The organism is Pseudoxanthomonas sp. LH2527 (assembly GCF_022539275.1).
GTDB lineage: Bacteria > Pseudomonadota > Gammaproteobacteria > Xanthomonadales > Xanthomonadaceae > Pseudoxanthomonas_A.
In genome coordinates, this window is record NZ_JAKZBW010000032.1 from 1 (window position 1) to 17,615 (window position 17,615).

Annotated in this window: 12 protein-coding genes; 8 read left to right on the forward strand and 4 right to left on the reverse strand. The window is 69.4% G+C overall.

Features of this window, described 5'->3' with window-relative positions; translation table 11 throughout:
* The first annotated feature begins 115 nt into the window (after nucleotides 1-115).
* The 7 genes from dnaE (at nucleotide 116) to MMG85_RS15645 (ending at nucleotide 9,069) form a co-directional block, all read left to right on the forward strand.
* Nucleotides 116-3,673 carry a DNA polymerase III subunit alpha gene (gene dnaE, locus MMG85_RS15615; RefSeq protein WP_241046868.1) on the forward strand — a complete coding sequence of 1,186 codons (3,558 nt, stop codon included), beginning with the start codon at nucleotides 116-118 and terminating at the stop codon, nucleotides 3,671-3,673.
* 96 nt (nucleotides 3,674-3,769) lie between these two features.
* Complete coding sequence (locus MMG85_RS15620) at nucleotides 3,770-4,729, forward strand: acetyl-CoA carboxylase carboxyltransferase subunit alpha (protein ID WP_241046869.1); 960 nt, start codon at nucleotides 3,770-3,772, stop codon at nucleotides 4,727-4,729.
* 103 nt (nucleotides 4,730-4,832) lie between these two features.
* Entirely contained in the window at nucleotides 4,833-5,654 is an 822-nt protein-coding gene (locus MMG85_RS15625; RefSeq protein ID WP_241046870.1) for a class I SAM-dependent methyltransferase, read from the forward strand.
* The gene (locus tag MMG85_RS15630) at nucleotides 5,651-6,403 is read left to right on the forward strand and encodes a tetratricopeptide repeat protein (protein ID WP_241046871.1); all 753 of its coding nucleotides are present in this window, start codon (nucleotides 5,651-5,653) and stop codon (nucleotides 6,401-6,403) included. The genes MMG85_RS15625 and MMG85_RS15630 overlap by 4 nt, the downstream gene beginning before the upstream one ends.
* Nucleotides 6,404-6,573: 170 nt before the next feature.
* Nucleotides 6,574-7,875: a tRNA lysidine(34) synthetase TilS gene (gene tilS, locus MMG85_RS15635; protein WP_241046872.1), complete on the forward strand. Its 1,302-nt coding sequence runs from the start codon at nucleotides 6,574-6,576 to the stop codon at nucleotides 7,873-7,875.
* Nucleotides 7,876-7,940: 65 nt separating this feature from the next.
* Nucleotides 7,941-8,201, forward strand: coding sequence for an exodeoxyribonuclease VII small subunit (locus tag MMG85_RS15640; protein WP_241046873.1), 261 nt, complete (start codon nucleotides 7,941-7,943; stop codon nucleotides 8,199-8,201).
* Entirely contained in the window at nucleotides 8,191-9,069 is an 879-nt protein-coding gene (locus tag MMG85_RS15645) for a polyprenyl synthetase family protein (protein WP_241046874.1), read from the forward strand. Before MMG85_RS15640 ends, MMG85_RS15645 begins: the two co-directional genes overlap by 11 nt.
* Before the next feature lie 57 nt (nucleotides 9,070-9,126).
* Here MMG85_RS15645 and MMG85_RS15650 read toward each other — a convergent pair whose 3' ends face one another.
* Nucleotides 9,127-9,504, reverse strand: a complete 378-nt coding sequence (locus MMG85_RS15650) for a DUF4870 domain-containing protein (RefSeq protein ID WP_055935868.1) — start codon at nucleotides 9,502-9,504, stop codon at nucleotides 9,127-9,129.
* A gap of 124 nt (nucleotides 9,505-9,628) precedes the next feature.
* A complete protein-coding gene (gene pmbA / locus MMG85_RS15655) occupies nucleotides 9,629-10,987 on the reverse strand; it encodes a metalloprotease PmbA (protein WP_241046875.1) in 1,359 nt (452 codons plus the stop codon).
* Nucleotides 10,988-11,085: 98 nt separating this feature from the next.
* Between pmbA and yjgA the strand changes: the two genes are divergently transcribed.
* Nucleotides 11,086-11,637 (forward strand): ribosome biogenesis factor YjgA, encoded by a 552-nt coding sequence (yjgA, locus tag MMG85_RS15660; protein ID WP_055935874.1) that lies wholly within the window; start codon nucleotides 11,086-11,088, stop codon nucleotides 11,635-11,637.
* Between the two features lie 610 nt (nucleotides 11,638-12,247).
* Here the strand turns inward: yjgA and tldD are convergent.
* Together tldD and MMG85_RS15670 are read right to left on the reverse strand one after the other, a co-directional pair.
* Entirely contained in the window at nucleotides 12,248-13,690 is a 1,443-nt protein-coding gene (gene tldD / locus MMG85_RS15665; protein ID WP_241046876.1) for a metalloprotease TldD, read from the reverse strand.
* Nucleotides 13,691-13,747: 57 nt separating this feature from the next.
* A complete protein-coding gene (locus tag MMG85_RS15670) occupies nucleotides 13,748-17,569 on the reverse strand; it encodes a YhdP family protein (RefSeq protein WP_241046877.1) in 3,822 nt (1,273 codons plus the stop codon).
* Nucleotides 17,570-17,615: the final 46 nt, after the last annotated feature.

Below are 17,615 nucleotides of genomic sequence, written 5' to 3' on the forward strand. Positions count from 1 at the left end.
TTTCCCCGGGCGGCTTTTTTTCGTCCCGGCGGGCCCGTTCCGGGACGCCGGAATGTCAAGCCTTGCCGCACCCCACCCCCGCCGGTACGCTGCCCCGACAGTACCCCGAGCCGGCATGTCTTCCCGTTTCGTCCACCTCCACCTGCACACCGAGTTTTCGCTCGCGGATTCGATCATCCGCGTGCCCGAGAAACCGGATCATGCCGACCCGAAGAAAGCCAAGCAGGCCAACCTGCTGAGCCGGGCGGTGGAACTGGGCATGCCCGCGCTGGCGGTCACCGACCGCAACAACCTGTTCGCGCTGGTGAAGTTCTACAAGGCCGCCGAAGGCGTGGGCATCAAGCCCATCGCCGGCGCCGACGTGATGGTCGCCGAAGGCAACGAAGCGCCATGGCCGGTGACGCTGCTGTGCCGCGACCGCGAAGGCTACCTGTCGCTGTCCCGACTGCTGTCGCGCGCCTGGCTGGAAGGCCACCGCACCGACGGCGTCGCCATCGATCCGGACTGGCTGCGCGCCGACCACCAGGGCCTGTTCGCGATCATGGGCCGGCAGAGCCTGGCCGGACGCCTCGCGCAGACCGGTCGCCATGACCTGGCCGAACAGCATCTGGCCGACTGGCAACGCGCCTTCGGCGACGACCTGCACCTGGAGCTGACCCGCACGCAGCGCGACGGCGAGGAGGCGTTCAACGCCTTCGCCCTGCACGCCGCCGGATCGCGCGGGCTGCCGGTGATCGCCAGCAACGACGTGCGCTTCCTGTCGCCGGACGACTTCGACGCGCACGAGGCGCGCGTCTGCATCGCCTCCGGCCGCGTGCTGGACGATCCCAAGCGTCCGAAGGAGTACAGCGCCGAGCAGTACATGAAGTCGGGCGAACAGATGGCGGCGCTGTTCGCCGACGTGCCGGACGCGATCGACAACACGCTGGCGCTTGCGCAGCGCTGCAACATCGAGATGCGGCTGGGCACGTACTTCCTGCCCGCCTATCCGGTGCCCGACGACGAGACGCTGGACAGCTGGATCCGCCGCCAGTCGCACGACGGCCTGAAGGCGCGCCTGGAAAAGAATCCGCTGGCGCCCGGCCACACCCGCGAGGATTACGAGCAGCGGCTGGATTTCGAGCTGGACACCATCTGCAAGATGGGCTTCCCCGGCTACTTCCTGATCGTGGCCGACTTCATCCAGTGGGGCAAGAATCACGGCATCCCGATCGGCCCCGGCCGCGGTTCCGGTGCCGGCTCGCTGGTGGCGTGGGCGCTGCAGATCACCGACCTGGACCCATTGCCGTACGGGCTGCTGTTCGAGCGCTTCCTCAACCCGGAACGCGTGTCGATGCCCGACTTCGACATCGACTTCTGCATGGACCGGCGCGACGAGGTGATCGACTACGTCGCGCGCAAGTACGGCCGCGACCGCGTCAGCCAGATCATCACCTACGGCACGATGGCGGCCAAGGCGGTGGTGCGCGACGCCGGCCGCGTGCTCGGCTACCCGTACGGCCTGGTCGACGGCGTGGCCAAGCTGATCCCCAACATCCTGGGCGTGTCGCTGAAGGACGCGATGGGCGAAGGCAGCAGCGAGGCCGCCTCGCAGGAGCTGATCGACCGCTACCGCGACGAGGACGACGTCCGCGACCTGATCGACCTGGCGCGCCAACTGGAAGACCTCACCCGCAACGCCGGCAAGCACGCCGGTGGCGTGGTCATCGCGCCCTCGCCGCTGTCGGACTTCTGCCCGCTGTTCGCCGAACACGACGAGGGCGGGCGCGGCAAGAATCCGGTCACCCAGTTCGACAAGGACGACGTGGAAGCGGTCGGCCTGGTGAAGTTCGACTTCCTCGGCCTGCGCACGCTGACCATCATCGACTGGGCGGTGAAGGCGATCAACGAACGCCACGCCCGCGCCGGCGTGCCGCCGGTGGACATCACCACCATCCCGCTGGACGACGCCAGCGTGTACCGCGACGTCTTCGCCAACGGCAACACCGGCTCGGTGTTCCAGTTCGAATCCACCGGCATGCGCCGCGCCCTGAAGGAAGCCAAGCCCGACCGCTTCGAGGACCTGATCGCGCTGAATGCGCTTTACCGCCCCGGCCCGATGGACATGATTCCGTCGTTCGTCGAGCGCAAGCACGGCCGCGAGGAATTCGAGTACCCCGACCCGCGCACGCGGACCATGCTGGAAGAGACCTACGGCATCATGGTCTACCAGGAGCAGGTCATGCAGATGGCGCAGATCGTCGGCGGCTACTCGCTGGGCGGCGCCGACCTGCTGCGCCGCGCGATGGGCAAGAAGGTGCCGGCCGAAATGGCCAAGCACCGCGAGATCTTCCGCGAAGGCGCCGCCAAGGGCGGCGTGGACGAGCGCAAGGCCGACGAAATCTTCGACCTGATGGAGAAGTTCGCCGGCTACGGCTTCAACAAGTCGCACGCCGCCGCGTACTCGCTGGTCGCCTACCAGACCGCATGGCTGAAGAAGCACTATCCGGCCGAATTCATGGCCGCCACGCTGTCCTCGGACATGGACAAGACCGAGAAGGTGGTCGGCTTCCTCGACGAGGCACGCGGCCTGGGCCTGAACGTGCGGCCGCCGGACGTGAACCATTCGGACTTCATGTTCGTGGCCACCGATGCCAACACCGTCCGCTACGGCCTGGGCGCGGTGAAGGGCGTCGGCCAGGGCGTGTGCGAAGGCATCGTCGAGGCGCGGAAGGACGGCGGCGACTTCCGTGACCTGTTCGATTTCTGCAAGCGTGTCGATTCGTCCAAGCTCAACAAGCGTGCGCTGGAAGCGCTGATCAATGCCGGCGCGCTGGACGCGCTGGGCCGCAACCGCGCCTCGCTGGCGCTGCAGTTGCCGGAAGTGCTGAAGGCGATCGACCAGATCAGCAAGAACCGCAGTGCCGGCATCGTCGACATGTTCGGCTCCAGCAACGGCGGCGACGACATCCATGTGGAACTGTCGGATACCGACGAATGGCCGCTGATGCAGGTACTGCATGGCGAGCGCGAGACGCTGGGGCATTACCTCAGCGGCCATCCGATGGACCCGTACCGCGACGACCTGCGCTCGCTGGTCGGCAACGACCTGAGCGAACTCGACCGCATCTGGTCCAGTTCCTCCGGCGGCGACAAGAAGGGCTGGCGACCGGAGGTCAATGCGATCGTCGCCGGCCAGGTGGTCGGCATCCGCCGCAAGGGCGACAGCCAGGTCTTCGTGCAACTGGAAGACGGCCGCGGCCGCATCGAATGCAGCGCGTTCTCCGATGCGCTGGCCGAGTTCGGCGCGCTGATGACCCGCGACCGCGTGCTGGTCATCAAGGGCGGCCTGCGCGAGGACGAATTCAGCGGCGGCTACAGCCTGCGCATCCGCCAGGTGTGGGATTACGCCCAACTCTGCCAGCAGCACGCGCACCGCCTGCAGCTGCGGCTGGACCTGCGCGTGCCGGGCCTGTGGGAACGGGTCGATGCGCTGCTGTCGCGGCACCGCCCCGGCGGCACGCCGCTGCGCCTGGACCTGCTGATGGCCACCGGCACCTCGGCCATCGCCGGCATGCTGGACCTCAACGGCCAGAAGGCCGTGCGGGTGGACGCGGAACTGCTCGACGCGCTGCGTTCGATGCCCGGCGTGCGCGCGGCCAAGCCGGCGTTCCATCGCCCGTGGGCGAACTGACGCACCGCGTGCGCGGCGTCACGGCCCTACCCCCCCGTACGTGACCGCCGGAGCGCTTCGGCTACACTTTCCCCCTTTCCGGCCCATGGCCCGCAGATGAATCCGAACTACCTCGATTTCGAACAGCCCATCGCCGATCTGGAAGCCAGGATCCAGGATCTGCGCACCGCCAGCACAGGGCCGGCGGTGAATGTCGATGCCGAGGTGCACGCCCTGCAGGACAAGCTGCGGGTGCGCACGGCGCAGATCTTCCGCGACCTGTCGCCGTGGCAGGTGTCGCAGCTGGCCCGCCACCCGGCGCGCCCTTACACGCTGGACTACATCAAGGTGTTCTGCGACGAGTTCCAGGAACTGGCCGGCGACCGCGCGTTCGCCGACGATTCCGCCATCGTCGGCGGCCTGGGCCGCATCGATGGTCGCAGCGTGATGATCATCGGCCACCAGAAGGGCCGCGACACCAAGAGCAAGATCGCCCGCAACTTCGGCATGCCGCGCCCCGAGGGCTACCGCAAGGCGCTGCGGCTGATGAAGATGGCCGAGCGTTTCAAGCTGCCGCTGCTGACCTTCATCGACACCCCGGGCGCCTATCCGGGCGTGGGCGCGGAAGAGCGCGGCCAGTCCGAGGCCATCGCCCGCAACCTGATGGAAATGGCCGAACTGAAGATCCCGATCATCTGCACGGTGATCGGCGAAGGCGGCAGCGGCGGCGCGCTGGCCATCGGCGTCGGTGACCGCACGCTGATGCTGGAATACGGCACCTATTCGGTGATCTCGCCGGAAGGCTGCGCCTCGATCCTGTGGAAGGACGCCGCCAAGGCCAAGGACGCCGCCGAACAACTCGGCCTGACCGCCAAGCGCCTGCACGGACTGGGCCTGGTGGACAAGGTGGTGCGCGAACCCATCGGCGGCGCGCATCGCAACCCGCGCCAGATGGCCGTCCGCCTCAAGGCCGTGCTGCTCAACGAACTGGACGCACTGGAACAACTGCCCGTCGAGCAGTTGCTGCAGAAGCGCTACGAGCGCCTGCGCGGCTACGGCGCGTACGAGGCCGCCTGAGCCGCCGACGGCGGGATCGACTCGCGCCGGTCCACCGGCACCGCGATGTTCCATGGGGATGGAATGAGGCGGCACCTGATGAGGCGCCGCAGGGGGAAGGGGAATGAGCGAGTCGATCGACCGTATCAACCGGAAGACCATGACCACCGCGTCGGTGGTCACCCACTACGCGCGTCCCTGGGACCTCAGCAAGGCCGAACAGGCCACGTTCGAGCGGGTGGCCGCACAGGCGAAGGACCAGCCCATCCTCGACATCGGCGTCGGCGGCGGGCGCACGGTGGCCGCCCTGCGCCGCATCAGCCACGACTACCTGGGCATCGATTACAGCCAGGGCATGGTGGACGCCTGCCGGCAACGGTTCCCGGACGCACGTTTCGAACTCGCCGATGCGCGCGCACTGTCGGACGTGGCCGATGCATCGATCTTCCTCGCCGTCTTCAGCTGCAATGGCATCGGCATGGTGTCGCACGCCGACCGCCTGCTGATCCTGCGCGAAGTCCAGCGCGTGCTGCGTCCCGGCGGCTTCTTCGTGTTCTCCACCCACAATCGCAACTCACCCGAATGCCGGCGCGGATTCCTGTTCCCGCCGTTCGACTGGTCGTTCAACCCGCTGCGCCTGGCGGTGCGGTCGCTGCGCTTCACCGGTGAGACCGTGCTGCGCATGCGCAATCGCAGACGCCACCATCCGCACGAAGTGCACGCCGACGACTACTCGGTCATCAACGATGTCTGCCATCACTACAGCACCCTGCTGTACTACCTGACCTTGGCAAAGCAACGCCAGCAACTGGTCGACGCCGGCTTCGAGGCCGACGCCGAGGCCTACGACCTCAGCGGGCGACGCATCGTCGACGACACGTCGGATGACTCGATCGCGCTGATCGCACGCAAGCCGTCCGTGCCCCTGCCCCAAGGCCGCCCATGAGCCCACTCCTCCTGCTTTCCTTCGCCCTGCAGATCGCCTGCTGCGTGCACGTGGTGCGGACCGGACGTCCGCTGTACTGGGTCTTCATCCTGCTGGTGTTCTCGTTCCTCGCGGTGATCATCTACTTCATCGCCGAAATCCTGCCCGACCTGCGCCACAGCCCCTCGGCGCGGCGCACCGTTCGCTCGGTGCGCGACCGTATCGATCCGGATCGCGACCGGCGCGATGCCGCCCGACTGCTCAAGGCCTCGGACACGCCCGAGAACCGGCGCCGGCTGGCCGAGGAAAGCCTGCGCAGCGGCGACTACGCGCAGGCCTGCGAACTCTACGAGCAGGCGCTGAAAGGCCTGTATGCCACCGACCCGGACCTGATGCTGGGACTGGCGAAGTCGCAGTTCGGCCTGGGCGACTCGGCCAAGGCACGCGCCACGCTGGATGCGCTGATCGCCGCCAATCCCGGGTTCCGCTCCGTCGACGGTCACCTGCTGTATGCGCGCGCCGTCGAGGACACCGCCGACGCGGCGGCCGCCATCCACGAATACGAAGCCGTCGTGCAGGGCTACCCGGGCGAAGAAGCGCGTGCCCGCTTCGGCCTGCTGTTGAAGCGGCAGGGCGATCACGCCCGCGCGCGCAGCGTGTTCCAGGAAATCATAGACCGCTCCGACGCCGCGCCCCGCTACTACCAGCGCGAGCAACGCGACTGGATCGACGTCGCCAAGCGGGAGCTGGCTGCGCTGCCGCACGCATAGGCGCGCGCGACTCGCCGCCACGTACTCGTGCGTGTCGTCGCCGTCAGGGTCGCTTCGGATCGCGCAAGCCGGACAGAGTGATGGGACGGCGATCCAGTACCGCCGAACCACCTTGGCCTGTACGGCAGTGACCGGCTGCATGTCGCCGGTATCGCGGCTAGCATGCACGCATGCATGATCCCGACGCCTTCCTGCCCGCGCTGCCGATCCCGCCGGTGACGGGACGCGTATGGGTGGCGCTGAGTGGAGGGCTGGATTCGACCGTGCTGTTGCACCGGCTGGCGCACGATCCGGTCGCGCGCCGGCACGGACTGGATGCCATCCACGTGCACCACGGGCTGCATGCCGACGCCGATGCCTGGGCCGCGCATTGCGAGGCCCTGTGCGCGACGCTCGATGTACCGCTGCAGGTCCGTCGCGTCCACGTGGACACGACGCGGGGCGAAGGCGTGGAGGCGGCGGCGCGACGTGCGCGCCACGCGGCCTTCTCCGAGGTCATGCAGGCCGGCGACATCCTCGCCTTGGCCCATCATCGCGATGACCAGGCGGAAACCTTCCTGCTGCGCGCACTGCGCGCATCCGGCCCGGATGGCCTGGCGGCGATGCGGCCGTGGCGCGTGTTCGGCGCGGGGTGGGCATGGCGTCCGCTGCTGGACGTACCGCGCTCTGCGCTGGAGGCCTATGCGCGCGCGGCATCGCTGGCGTGGATCGAAGACCCCAGCAATGCCGGCACGGCGTTCGACCGCAATTTCCTGCGCCACGAGGTGTTGCCGCTGTTGCGGCAGCGTTGGCCGCAGGCGGATGCCGCCTTCGCGCGCAGCGCCGCACTGAGTGCCGAAGCGGCCGACCTGCTGTCGCGGCAGGACCGCGAACTGCTCGCCCTCGCCGCCACGCTGGACCCGGCCGCGCTGGCGGTGGCGCCGCTGCGCCATGCCTCCGCCGCGTCGCGCGCACGTGCGTTGCGGTGCTGGATCGAAACGCTTCGCCTGCCACCGCTGCCCGCCGAAGGCGTGGCCCGCATCGACGAGGACCTGCTGGACGCACGCCCCGACGCGCAGGCCGAGTTCGCCTGGCAGGGTGCGGTGGTGCGGCGCTGGCGCGGCCTGCTACACGCCGAACGCCTGCGCCCCGCCTTGCCGGACGACTGGCAGGCCGACTGGGACGGCACCGCACCGTTCCAGTTGCCGGATGGCGGCGTGCTGGCGCTGCAGGACGAGCGCGAGCCGTTCGAGACGCCGCTACGACTGACCGCCCGTCGCGGCGGCGAGCGCATCGCCTTGCCTGGCCGCCCGCACCGGCATGCCCTCAAGGACGTGCTGCAGTCGCTGGGCGTGCCGCCGTGGGAACGGCGCCAGTTGCCGCTGCTCTGGCGCGGCGATGCGCTCTGGGCCGCCGGCGACCTGGCCCTGTCGGCCGACTGCGACGCCTGGCTGCGCGCGCGTGGCACGCGCCTGACCTGGCGTCGCGGCTGACCTTGCGTCGCCGGCGAATCCGCCCCGCGTTTGACCTGACCGCAGCCGATCCCCACACTTGCCGCATGGCAAAGAAAACCCCTGCAGACGCCTCGCCCGTCGCCCATTTCGAACAGTCGCTCGATGAGCTGGAGCAACTGGTCGAGAAGATGGAGCACGGCGACCTGAGCCTGGAAGCCTCGCTCGCCGCGTACGAACGCGGCGTGGGCCTGTACCGGCAATGCCAGACGGCGCTCGAACAGGCCGAACTGCGCGTGCGCCTGCTCAGCGACCCGGAACAGCCCGAGAACGGCGAGCCCTTCGCACCCGCGCCCGATGGCCGCTGACCCGCGCTTCGCCGCCTGGGCGGCGGCGCTGGAAGGCCATCTCGACCTCGCCCTGCCTCCGGCCGACGCCGCACCACAACGCCTGCACGCCGCCATGCGCCACGCCGTGCTCGGCGGCGGCAAGCGCATGCGCGCCCTGCTCGTCTACGCCAGCGGCACGCTGCTGCAGGCGGACGAGGCCACGCTGCACGCGCCCGCCATCGCGGTGGAACTGATCCACGCCTATTCGCTGGTGCACGATGACCTGCCGGCGATGGACGACGACGACCTGCGCCGCGGCAAGCCCACCGTGCACATCGCCTTCGACGAAGCCACCGCCATCCTCGCCGGCGATGCGCTGCAGACGCGTGCGTTCGAGCAACTGGCCGCGGCAGATGTCGATGCCAACCTGCGCGTGGACTGGCTGGCAACGCTGGCGCAGGCGTCCGGTGCGGCCGGCATGTGCGGCGGGCAGGCACTGGACATCGACGCGACCGGCACGCGGCAGACGCTGGACCACCTGCAACGCATGCATGCGCTCAAGACCGGCGCCCTGATCCGCGCTGCGGTGCGCATGGGCGCGCTGGCCGGCGGCGCCGACACCGCGACGCTCGCGCGCCTGGATGATTTCGCCACGGCGCTGGGACTGGCGTTCCAGGTACGCGACGACATCCTCGACATCGAGGCCAGTTCCGAACAACTGGGCAAGACCGCCGGCAAGGACGTGGCCCAGGCCAAGTCGACGTATCCGGCGCTGCTCGGCATGGACGGCGCGAAGGCCAAGCTCGCCGAGCTCGATGCGCGGATGCGCGAAGCGCTGGCGCCGTACGACGGCGATGCCGATGCGCTGCGCGCGCTCGGCGACCTGGCCATCCATCGCGCGCACTGAGCGCAGACATGAAAAAAGCCCGGCAATGCCGGGCTTTTTCTTCCGAGCGATGATCGCTTACTTGATCAGGCGCAGGGCGAACGGATAGCGGTAGCTTTCGCCGTTGTTGGCCTTGATGCCGGCGATGATGCACAGCACCAGGTTGGCGATGCCGACCAGCGGCATCAGCAGCAGGCCGATCAGCACGAAGGCGAGGATCCACGAAATCACGATGGCGATGAACACCGTGATCTGGAAGTTCAGCGCTTCCTTGGACTGGTCGACGACGAAACCCTTGGACGCATCGTCCTTGCTGACCAGCCAGATGATCAGCGCACCGATCGGGCCGGTGATGATGCCCAGCAGGTGCGCCAGCAGCGACATGGTGCGCTGGTCCTGCGGTGCATCACCGGTGGCCGGCGGCGGCGGTGCGGTGACGTTGTCGAATTCGCTCATCGTGTGGATCCCCGAAAGTAGTGTGGTGGGCGGTCGAGCGCTGCGTTCCCCCGCAGCCCTCCGCACGCCAAGCATAACGGGTAAAGACGTCGCCGTCGGCCACGGGCGCGCGCCGACGCCGTGACTACTCGCCGGCGACGGTCATCCGGCCCACCAGGATGGAGCCGACACCCACGTGCGAGCGGCGGTCCACGTCACTGCCCACCGCTTCGATGCCGGCGAAGATGCCCTTGAGATTGCCCGCGATGGTGATGCCGTCCACCGGGTAGGCCAGCGTGCCCTGCTCGACCCAGAAACCGGCCGCGCCCCGCGAGTAGTCGCCCGTCACGCCGTTGACGCCCTGCCCCATCAGCTCGGTCACCAGCAGGCCGGTTCCCATGCCCGCGAGCAGTTCGTCGAAGCCGCCCGCATTGGCCTTGACCTGCAGGTTGTGGACGCCGCCCGCGTTGCCGGTGGTCTGCAGGCCGAGCTTGCGCGCCGAATAGCTGCCCAGCACGTAACGCTCCAGCACGCCGTCGCGGATGAGGTGCGAGCGCTTCGTCGCCACGCCTTCGGCGTCGAACGCCGACGAGCGCAGGCCGTGCGGCAGCAGCGGCAGTTCCTCGATGGCGAACCAGTCCGGGAAGATGCGCTGGCCCACGTGGTCGAGCAGGAAGCTGGCCTTGCGGTACAGCGCGCCGCCGGAGACCGCGCCCAGCAGATGGCCGACCAGCGAGCGCGCGACTTCGGCCGAGAACAGCACCCGATGCTCGCCGGTGGCCAGCGAGCGCGGTTGCAGCCGCGACAGCGTGCGTTCGGCGGCCTTGCGGCCGATGACCGCGGGATCCTCCAGTTCAAGGTGCGACAGCGCCGTGCTGTACCAGCCATCGCGCTGCATGCCGTCGCCCTGCCCGGCGATCAGCGCGCAGCCGATCGTGTGCTGGGTGTCGCGCTCGTGGCCGATGAAGCCGTGCGAGTTGGCGTACACCGACAGGCTCTCGCCACTGCCGATCGAGGCGCCATCGGAGTTCTCGATGCGCGCATCGGCATCGCGCCCGGCCGCCTCGCAGGCGAGCGCCAGGTCCACCGCACGATCCATGTCGAGCGCCCAGGGATGCCAGACATCGAGGTCCGGGAAGTCGCGGGCCATCAACGCCGCGTCGGCTAGACCGGCGGCCTCGTCGTCCTCGGTATAGCGCGCGATGGCGCAGGCCTGCGCCACCGTGGCTTCCAGGCTCTCCTCGCGCAGGTCGGCGGTGCTGGCACTGCCCTTGCGCTGGCCGAAGTAGACGGTCACGCCGATGCCGCGGTCGCGGGTCGACTCCACGGTCTCCACGTCGCCCAGGCGCACGTTGACGTTCAGGCCGGTCTCCTCGCTGCAGCTCACTTCGGCCTGGGTGGCGCCATGCGCGCGGGCGCGCTCCAGCAGGCGCTGCGACAGCACCTGCAGGCGTTCCAGCCGGGCCAGGCTGTCGTCGGGGGAAGTCAGGGCGGTGGCGTTCAATGCTTTATCCTTGTGTCCTGTGATCCGCGCCCGGAGCGTCGGATCGAATGTATCCAGGCGCCCGCACGATGCGGCGGACGCGAGAGAGAGGCAGCAGCATGCGCGGACGCGACCCCGAGACCGGCGAATTCCTGAGCCCCAGCCGCACCCAGCAACGGGGCGAAGCGCTGGAGATCCGCAGCCTGGCCGAAAAACTGGTGGCGTTGCCGGCCGCGCAGCTGGCGCGCCTGCCGATTCCCGACGACCTGATGCCGCACATCGTCGAAACCCAGCGCATCACCTCGCACATCGCGCACAAGCGCCAGTTGCAGTTCCTGGCCAAGCAGATGCGGCGCGAGGACGACGAGGTGCTGGAAGCGATCCGCGATGCGATGGATGAAGGCGGCGACGCCGCGCGTCGCGAAACTGCCCTGCTGCACCGTGCCGAGCAATGGCGCGACCGCCTGCTGGCCGGTGGCGACGACGCCTTGGCGGCGCTGCTGGACGAGTTCCCCACCGCGGACCGGCAGAAGCTGCGCCAACTGGTGCGCAACGCGGCCGAAGAAAAGGCGAAGAACAAACCGCCGCGCGCGTTCCGCGAACTGTTCCGCGAGCTGCGCGATGTGCTGGCGGATGCCGGCGGCGACGTCGCGGACGAAGATCAAGACTGAGATACCGCGCTCTAGCCCCTCTCCCCTCGGCGACCGAAGGAAGTCCCTGCGGGAGAGAGGGGTTGGGGAGAGGGTACGGCGAAGTCCATGCAGCGCAGGCGTCATGGATTCCGCCGCACCCTCATCCGCCCCTGCGGGGCACCTTCTCCCGATGGGAGAAGGGACAGACAAGGACGCATGGTGTTCCGCGAGCTGCGCGATGTGCTGACGGATGCCGGCGGCGACGCCATCCACCACGACGAAGACGCGATGTAGCCCCTCTCCCTCCGGGAGAGGGGTTGGGGAGAGGGTAAGGCGAAGTCCATGTGACACAGGCGTCATGGATTCCACCGCACCCTCATCCGCCCCTGCGGGGCACCTTCTCCCGATGGGAGAAGGGACAGGCAAGGACGCATGGTGTTCCGCGAGCTGCGTGATCTGCCGGCGGATGCTGGCGTAGCTCGGGAGACCAGCGAAAACGATGCACTGTAGCCCCTCTCCCCTCGGGAGAGGGGTTGGGGAGAGGGTACGGCGAAGTCCATGTAGCGCAGGCGTCATGGATTCCGCCGCGCCCTCATCCGGCGCTTCGCGCCACCTTCTCCCAGAGGGAGAAGGGACAGGCAGGGATGCATCACGCCTTCGTCCCACCCACCGTCAGGCCTTCGATCAGCAGTGACGGCTGGCCCACGCCGACCGGTACGCTCTGGCCGTCCTTGCCGCAGACGCCGACACCCTGGTCCAGCGCCAAGTCGTGACCGACCATCTTCACCTTCTGCATGGTCTCCGGGCCGTTGCCGATCAGCGTGGCGCCCTTCACCGGCGCGGTGATGCGGCCGTCCTCGATCAGGTAGGCCTCGGTCGCCGAGAACACATACTTGCCGCTGGTGATGTCGACCTGCCCACCACCGAAGTTGACCGCGTACAGGCCCTTCTTCACCGAGCGGATCATGTCCTCCGGATCGTCCTGTCCGGCCAGCATGTAGGTGTTGGTCATGCGCGGCATGGGCAGGTGCGCGAACGATTCGCGGCGACCGTTGCCGGTGGGCGCCACGCCCATCAGGCGCGCGTTGTGGGTGTCCTGCATGTAGCCCACCAGCACGCCGTCCTCGATCAGCGTGGTGCAGTTGGTCGGCGTGCCTTCATCGTCGATGTTGAGCGAGCCGCGGCGCCCGGGCAGCGTGCCGTCGTCGACGATGGTGACGCCCTTCGCCGCGACCTGCTGGCCGATGCGGCCGGCATACACGCTGGTGCCCTTGCGGTTGAAGTCGCCTTCCAGGCCGTGGCCGACCGCTTCGTGCAGCAGCACGCCCGGCCAGCCGCTGCCCAGCACCACCGGCATCACGCCGGCGGGGGCGTCGATCGCCTCCAGGTTCACCAGCGCCTGGCGCAAGGCTTCGCGCGCGAGGTCTTCGGGCTTGCCGTCGGCGAACAACTCGGCGTAACCGTAACGGCCACCCATGCCGGCATAACCGGATTCGCGGTGGCCGTTCTGTTCGACGATCACCTGCACGTTCAAGCGCACCAGCGGACGCACGTCGGAGGCGAGCACGCCGTCGCTGCGCGCGACCAGCACGGTGTCGATGCCGCCGGACAGGCTGACGGTCACCTGCTGCACGCGCGGATCGGCGGCGCGAAGGAAACGGTCGACCGCGCGCAACGCTTCGACCTTGGCATCGTTGCCCATCGCGTCGATCGGATCGTCGCCGGCATACAGCGCGCGGCCGCCGCTGCGCACCAGCGTACGCGGCGCGTGCGCGGCGCCGTCGCGGGCGATGGCGCGCGCGGACTTGGATGCGTCGATCAGGGCCTGCGCGTTGATGTCGTCGGAGTAGGCGAAGCCGGTCTTCTCGCCGGAGATGGCGCGCACGCCGACGCCCTGTTCGATCGAATGCGCGCCGTCCTTGACGATGCCGTCTTCCACCGTCCAGCTTTCGCGCCGCGCATGCTGGAAATACAGGTCGCCGAAATCGATGCCCGGCCCCAGCAACGTGCCGAAGGCGCGGTCGAGGCCGGACGGATCCAGGCCGGCAGGCAGGAGAAGGCGGGTTTCGGCGAGCGTGATGGGCAGGGTCATGTCATTACCATGGGGGCGGAGGACGACCGCGGCAAGCGGCCACGGACCCGCCGGGACTCAGGGGGCGCCGGCGCTGCCGGTGCGTTCGTTGGTGCGGGCACGCGACTGTTCGCGTCCCACCACTTCGACCTTCGGCGATTTCCACGGGCCGGTGACGCGGTAGGTCTTGGCGCCCATCTCGGCCAGCGGCTTCTTCAGCACCGCATTGGCCACGGCGCCCACGGCGGCGCCGATGGGACCACCGGCGACGGCGCCGACGGCGGTCAGCACGTTGGCGGATTTCGGCTTCACGTCCACGGTCTGGTCGAACCGCTCGCTGCGCAGGTCGGTGTCGCCGCGGATCACGATTTCGGCCGCCGGGCCATCGATCATCAGGTTGTCGCTGCGCGCCAGTCCGCCATCGAGGCGGATGTCGCCGTCGATGCGGTTGAACGCGAAGCCTTTGGAAAAGAAATCGCTGAAATCGAGCATCAGGCGGCGGCGCACTTCGGCGACGCTCAGCAGGCCGAGCACGCGACCCGCACCCGGCTCCACTTCCAGCAGGTGGCCGTCGCGCACGGCGAGCTTCACGCTGCCTTCCAGCGCAGCCAGGCGGAACGCCGCCGGGCTGCCCGGCCAACCGGCATCGGCGGTGATCTGGCCATGGCCGCCGCCGACGCGGTCGCCGACACCCAGGTCGTCGAACAGCACGCCGAAGTTCTCGCTCTTCACGTCGGCGGCGAACCGCGTGCGCGCCGCGTTGCCGGTGCCGGTCCACTGGCCGCGCACGTCGATCTGCTGGCCGGGCGAGCGAAGCTGCAACTGGTCCACGTACATGCCGTCCGCCTGCTGGCGCGTGCGCAGCTTGGCCGTACCCAGCCGCGCATCGCCGAACCGCAGGTCCTCCACCTCCAGCGACAGCGGCGGCACCGCGGCAGGATCGATGTCGTCGGTCGCGCTGCGCCCGCCTGCACCGGCGGTCGCTGCGCCAAGCGCAGGCGCCTTGCGCCAGTGCACGCGCGCGAGCTTGCCGGCGATGGCAGCGCCCTTCGCATCGGGCACCAGCAGCGCGCCGGAGAGTGCATCGCCATCCAGCGACACCGCCAGCGCCTGCTGCGCGGGTGCAAGCTGCAGGCGCGTGTCGGGGAAGACCGACCCGAGCATCAGCAGCCGTTCGGCGGTGACATCGATATGACGCAAGGGCAGACCATCGCCCTCACCACCACCGCCGCGCGCGACGGCGATCCACTCCATCGCATCGAGCGCGCCGGTGCGGCCGGTGGCCACCAGGCCCGACGGCGGCGGCGCGTCCTTCACCTGGGCGCTGCCCAGGACGACACGCACGCCCGTCTGGCTGTTGGCATTGCGGGCACGCAACGCCAGCACGTCGCCAAAGGCCACGTCGATCTCGCCACTGCCGATCGGCAGCGGCGCGCGCACCGTCGTTGCCAGCGGCGTCGCCGGCGCCTTGCGCATGGGCGCCGGCAGGTTCATCGCAGTGCCCACCAGGTCCGAGGTCAGGCTGAGCTGGGTGGGCGCGGCCACGGCGCCCGCCGCGGTGCGCGGAATCGCCACCCCGACGGTCCATGGCGAACGACCGTCCATGTACGGCTTCAGCCATGCCATCCCGGGGGCGCGATCGAGCAGGCGGTCCGCGTCCACCACAGCGGACAGATCGGCCTCGAAGGCCTGCCTGCGATCACGCGTGCCGCTGCCGGCGCGCAGGCCCAGTACGCCCGGCAGGCCGTCGTGCACGACCTGCAACGGCCCGGAGGCGAAGCCGCCGTCGTCGTACTTCGCCTTGCCGCGCATGTTGTCGAACACCAGGTCCCAGCGCGTCTCCGACAACTGCGCGCCTTTCAGCTCCACCGTGCCCGCCAGTTTCTTACGCGCCTGCCGCTCGGCGCGCAGCGGCTGCAGCAGGTCGAAGGTCGCCGCCACCGGACCCTTGGCCTGCAGATGGTCCAGGGTTTCGCCGTAGGTCTTGCGGAGCGGACTCTGCCGGAGCAGCGCGAGCAAGCGGGCCGAATCGGTGTCCGTGCGCGCGGTGATCTTCAGGTCGCCTTCGCGGAAATCGGCGATGCCGGCCTGGAAGGCGGGAATGTCCACCTCCGCCAGCGCGCCGCGCCCCTTCAGCTCGAAGCCGTTGCCGATGAAGGCGATGTCGGCGTCGACCTGTTCGAGTTGCGGCCACTCGGGCTGGAACTTGAACTGGCCATGCTGGATCTTTGCGACCGCTTCGAACCGTCCGTTCTGCCGGGTGAACGGCCAGTCGTCCAGATCGCCGCTGACGAGGGCGCGACCATTGCGCACCGTGCCGCCGACCAGGGCCGCATCCAGCCAGTCGACCGCCGTCTTCGACATCTTGTGGTGGACCCAGAAGCGCTTTGCCACCGGCACCGGCGCGTCGGCCAAGTCCGCCGCCAGATCGATCCAGGGCCGCGTGCCGTCGCCCTGGAACCACAGGCCGCCACGCAGATCGGCCGCATAGTCCTTGCCCTGCACCTGCAGCGCCGTGGTGCCCACGCGCCAGCCGTTTCCTTCGCGCCAGCCAAGCATGTCGCCCCGCAGGCGCACGTCATGCACCACCGCGAATCCGCTGGGCCAGTCGAAGCGCATCGTCGCGGACGGATCCAGCCGCAGCCGGAAGCCATCGGCGTCGCCCTCGAAATCGCCCGCCAGGCCGCTGAGCCCGGGCGCATCGCCGACCGCTTTGAACGCGATGTCACGCAGCTGTCCTTCCGCATGCAGTGCGCCATGCCTGCGGCCGGCCAGGTTCAAGCGCGCGAGGCGCGCACCGGGCTGGGCCTGCACCAGCCAGCGGCGGAGGCCGGCATCGACCCGGTCGCTGAGCCCCAGCACGGCGAACAACGGTGCCGCATCCACCTGGTCCGCCAGCAGCGCATAGCGCTCGCCGCCGGCCACGACCAGGCCATCGAGCGTCTGCACGGCCGGTGCCGTGCCCACCCGCAGGCGTGGCGCATCAAGGCGCCAGCCGCCGGACACCAGTCGCCAGCGCATGCGCGCTTCCATCTGCTCGAAGCCGATGCGTGTCGGCGCGGCGGACGCCGGCAGCGGCGCACCCCGCAGCGCGACCTGGCGCAAGCGCGCATCCGCCGTCACCAGCACCACCCGATGCTTGCGCAGTTCCGTCCAGGCCTGCACGCGTCCGTTGCCGTGCTCGGCGACCACGCCGGCGTAGCGCAGCAGCGGCGACCATGCGCCGATGTCCTCCGCGGACACGTCCAGGTAGGCGCGTCCATCGCCGGCCTTGCGGTCGAAATCCACCGTGACATGCAGCGGCGCGGCATCCCGGCGGATCCATGCCCGCGTTCCCGCACGCACGCGGTCGCCCTGCACGCGCAGCCGCAGGTCGATCTCCGGCAGGCGGATGTCCCAGCCCAGCGACGGCGCGATGATGGCCAGCTTGCCGTCGATCACCTGCAGTTCGCCCAGGCCTTCCAGGCTCCGCAGCGGATCTTCGGTGGACTGCGATTGCCCCGGCAGTCCGCGCACCGCCCACTTGCCGTCGTCGCCGCGCTGCAACGTCAGCGACAGGCCGCGCAACCGCAGTTCGGTGAAGGAACGGCCCGGCAGCAGGCCGCCATACATCGACACCAGCACCTCGGCCTGGCCGATGCGCACGCCGCCGTCGCCCTCACCCAGGCGCAAACCGTCCAGCTGCAACAGCGGCCCACGGCGGGTCCACTGCGTCTTCACCGTATCGAAGGCCACCGGCCGGCCGGCCCGCTCGCTGAGCCAGGCCGCGATGCGGTCGGGATGCCGCTCGGCCAACGGCAACACCTGGCTGGCGATACCGAGCACCACCGCCATGCACACCAGCACCACCGCGATGCCATACACGGCACCCCGGCGGGCCAGGCGCAGACGGCGGCGCATCGGCGTGGGCATCAGCGGGCCGGGAATGGAGAGTGGGGAATGGAGA

Excerpts from the sequence above, each read along its gene's own strand:
- dnaE (WP_241046868.1), top strand. The coding sequence starts at position 116 with ATGTCTTCCCGTTTCGTCCACCTCCACCTGCACACCGAGTTTTCGCTC.
- MMG85_RS15620 (WP_241046869.1), top strand. The coding sequence starts at position 3,770 with ATGAATCCGAACTACCTCGATTTCGAACAGCCCATCGCCGATCTGGAA.
- MMG85_RS15625 (WP_241046870.1), top strand. The coding sequence starts at position 4,833 with ATGAGCGAGTCGATCGACCGTATCAACCGGAAGACCATGACCACCGCG.
- MMG85_RS15630 (WP_241046871.1), top strand. The coding sequence starts at position 5,651 with ATGAGCCCACTCCTCCTGCTTTCCTTCGCCCTGCAGATCGCCTGCTGC.
- tilS (WP_241046872.1), top strand. The coding sequence starts at position 6,574 with ATGCATGATCCCGACGCCTTCCTGCCCGCGCTGCCGATCCCGCCGGTG.
- MMG85_RS15640 (WP_241046873.1), top strand. The coding sequence starts at position 7,941 with ATGGCAAAGAAAACCCCTGCAGACGCCTCGCCCGTCGCCCATTTCGAA.
- MMG85_RS15645 (WP_241046874.1), top strand. The coding sequence starts at position 8,191 with ATGGCCGCTGACCCGCGCTTCGCCGCCTGGGCGGCGGCGCTGGAAGGC.
- MMG85_RS15650 (WP_055935868.1), bottom strand. The coding sequence starts at position 9,504 with ATGAGCGAATTCGACAACGTCACCGCACCGCCGCCGCCGGCCACCGGT.
- yjgA (WP_055935874.1), top strand. The coding sequence starts at position 11,086 with ATGCGCGGACGCGACCCCGAGACCGGCGAATTCCTGAGCCCCAGCCGC.
- tldD (WP_241046876.1), bottom strand. The coding sequence starts at position 13,690 with ATGACCCTGCCCATCACGCTCGCCGAAACCCGCCTTCTCCTGCCTGCC.
- MMG85_RS15670 (WP_241046877.1), bottom strand. The coding sequence starts at position 17,569 with ATGCGCCGCCGTCTGCGCCTGGCCCGCCGGGGTGCCGTGTATGGCATC.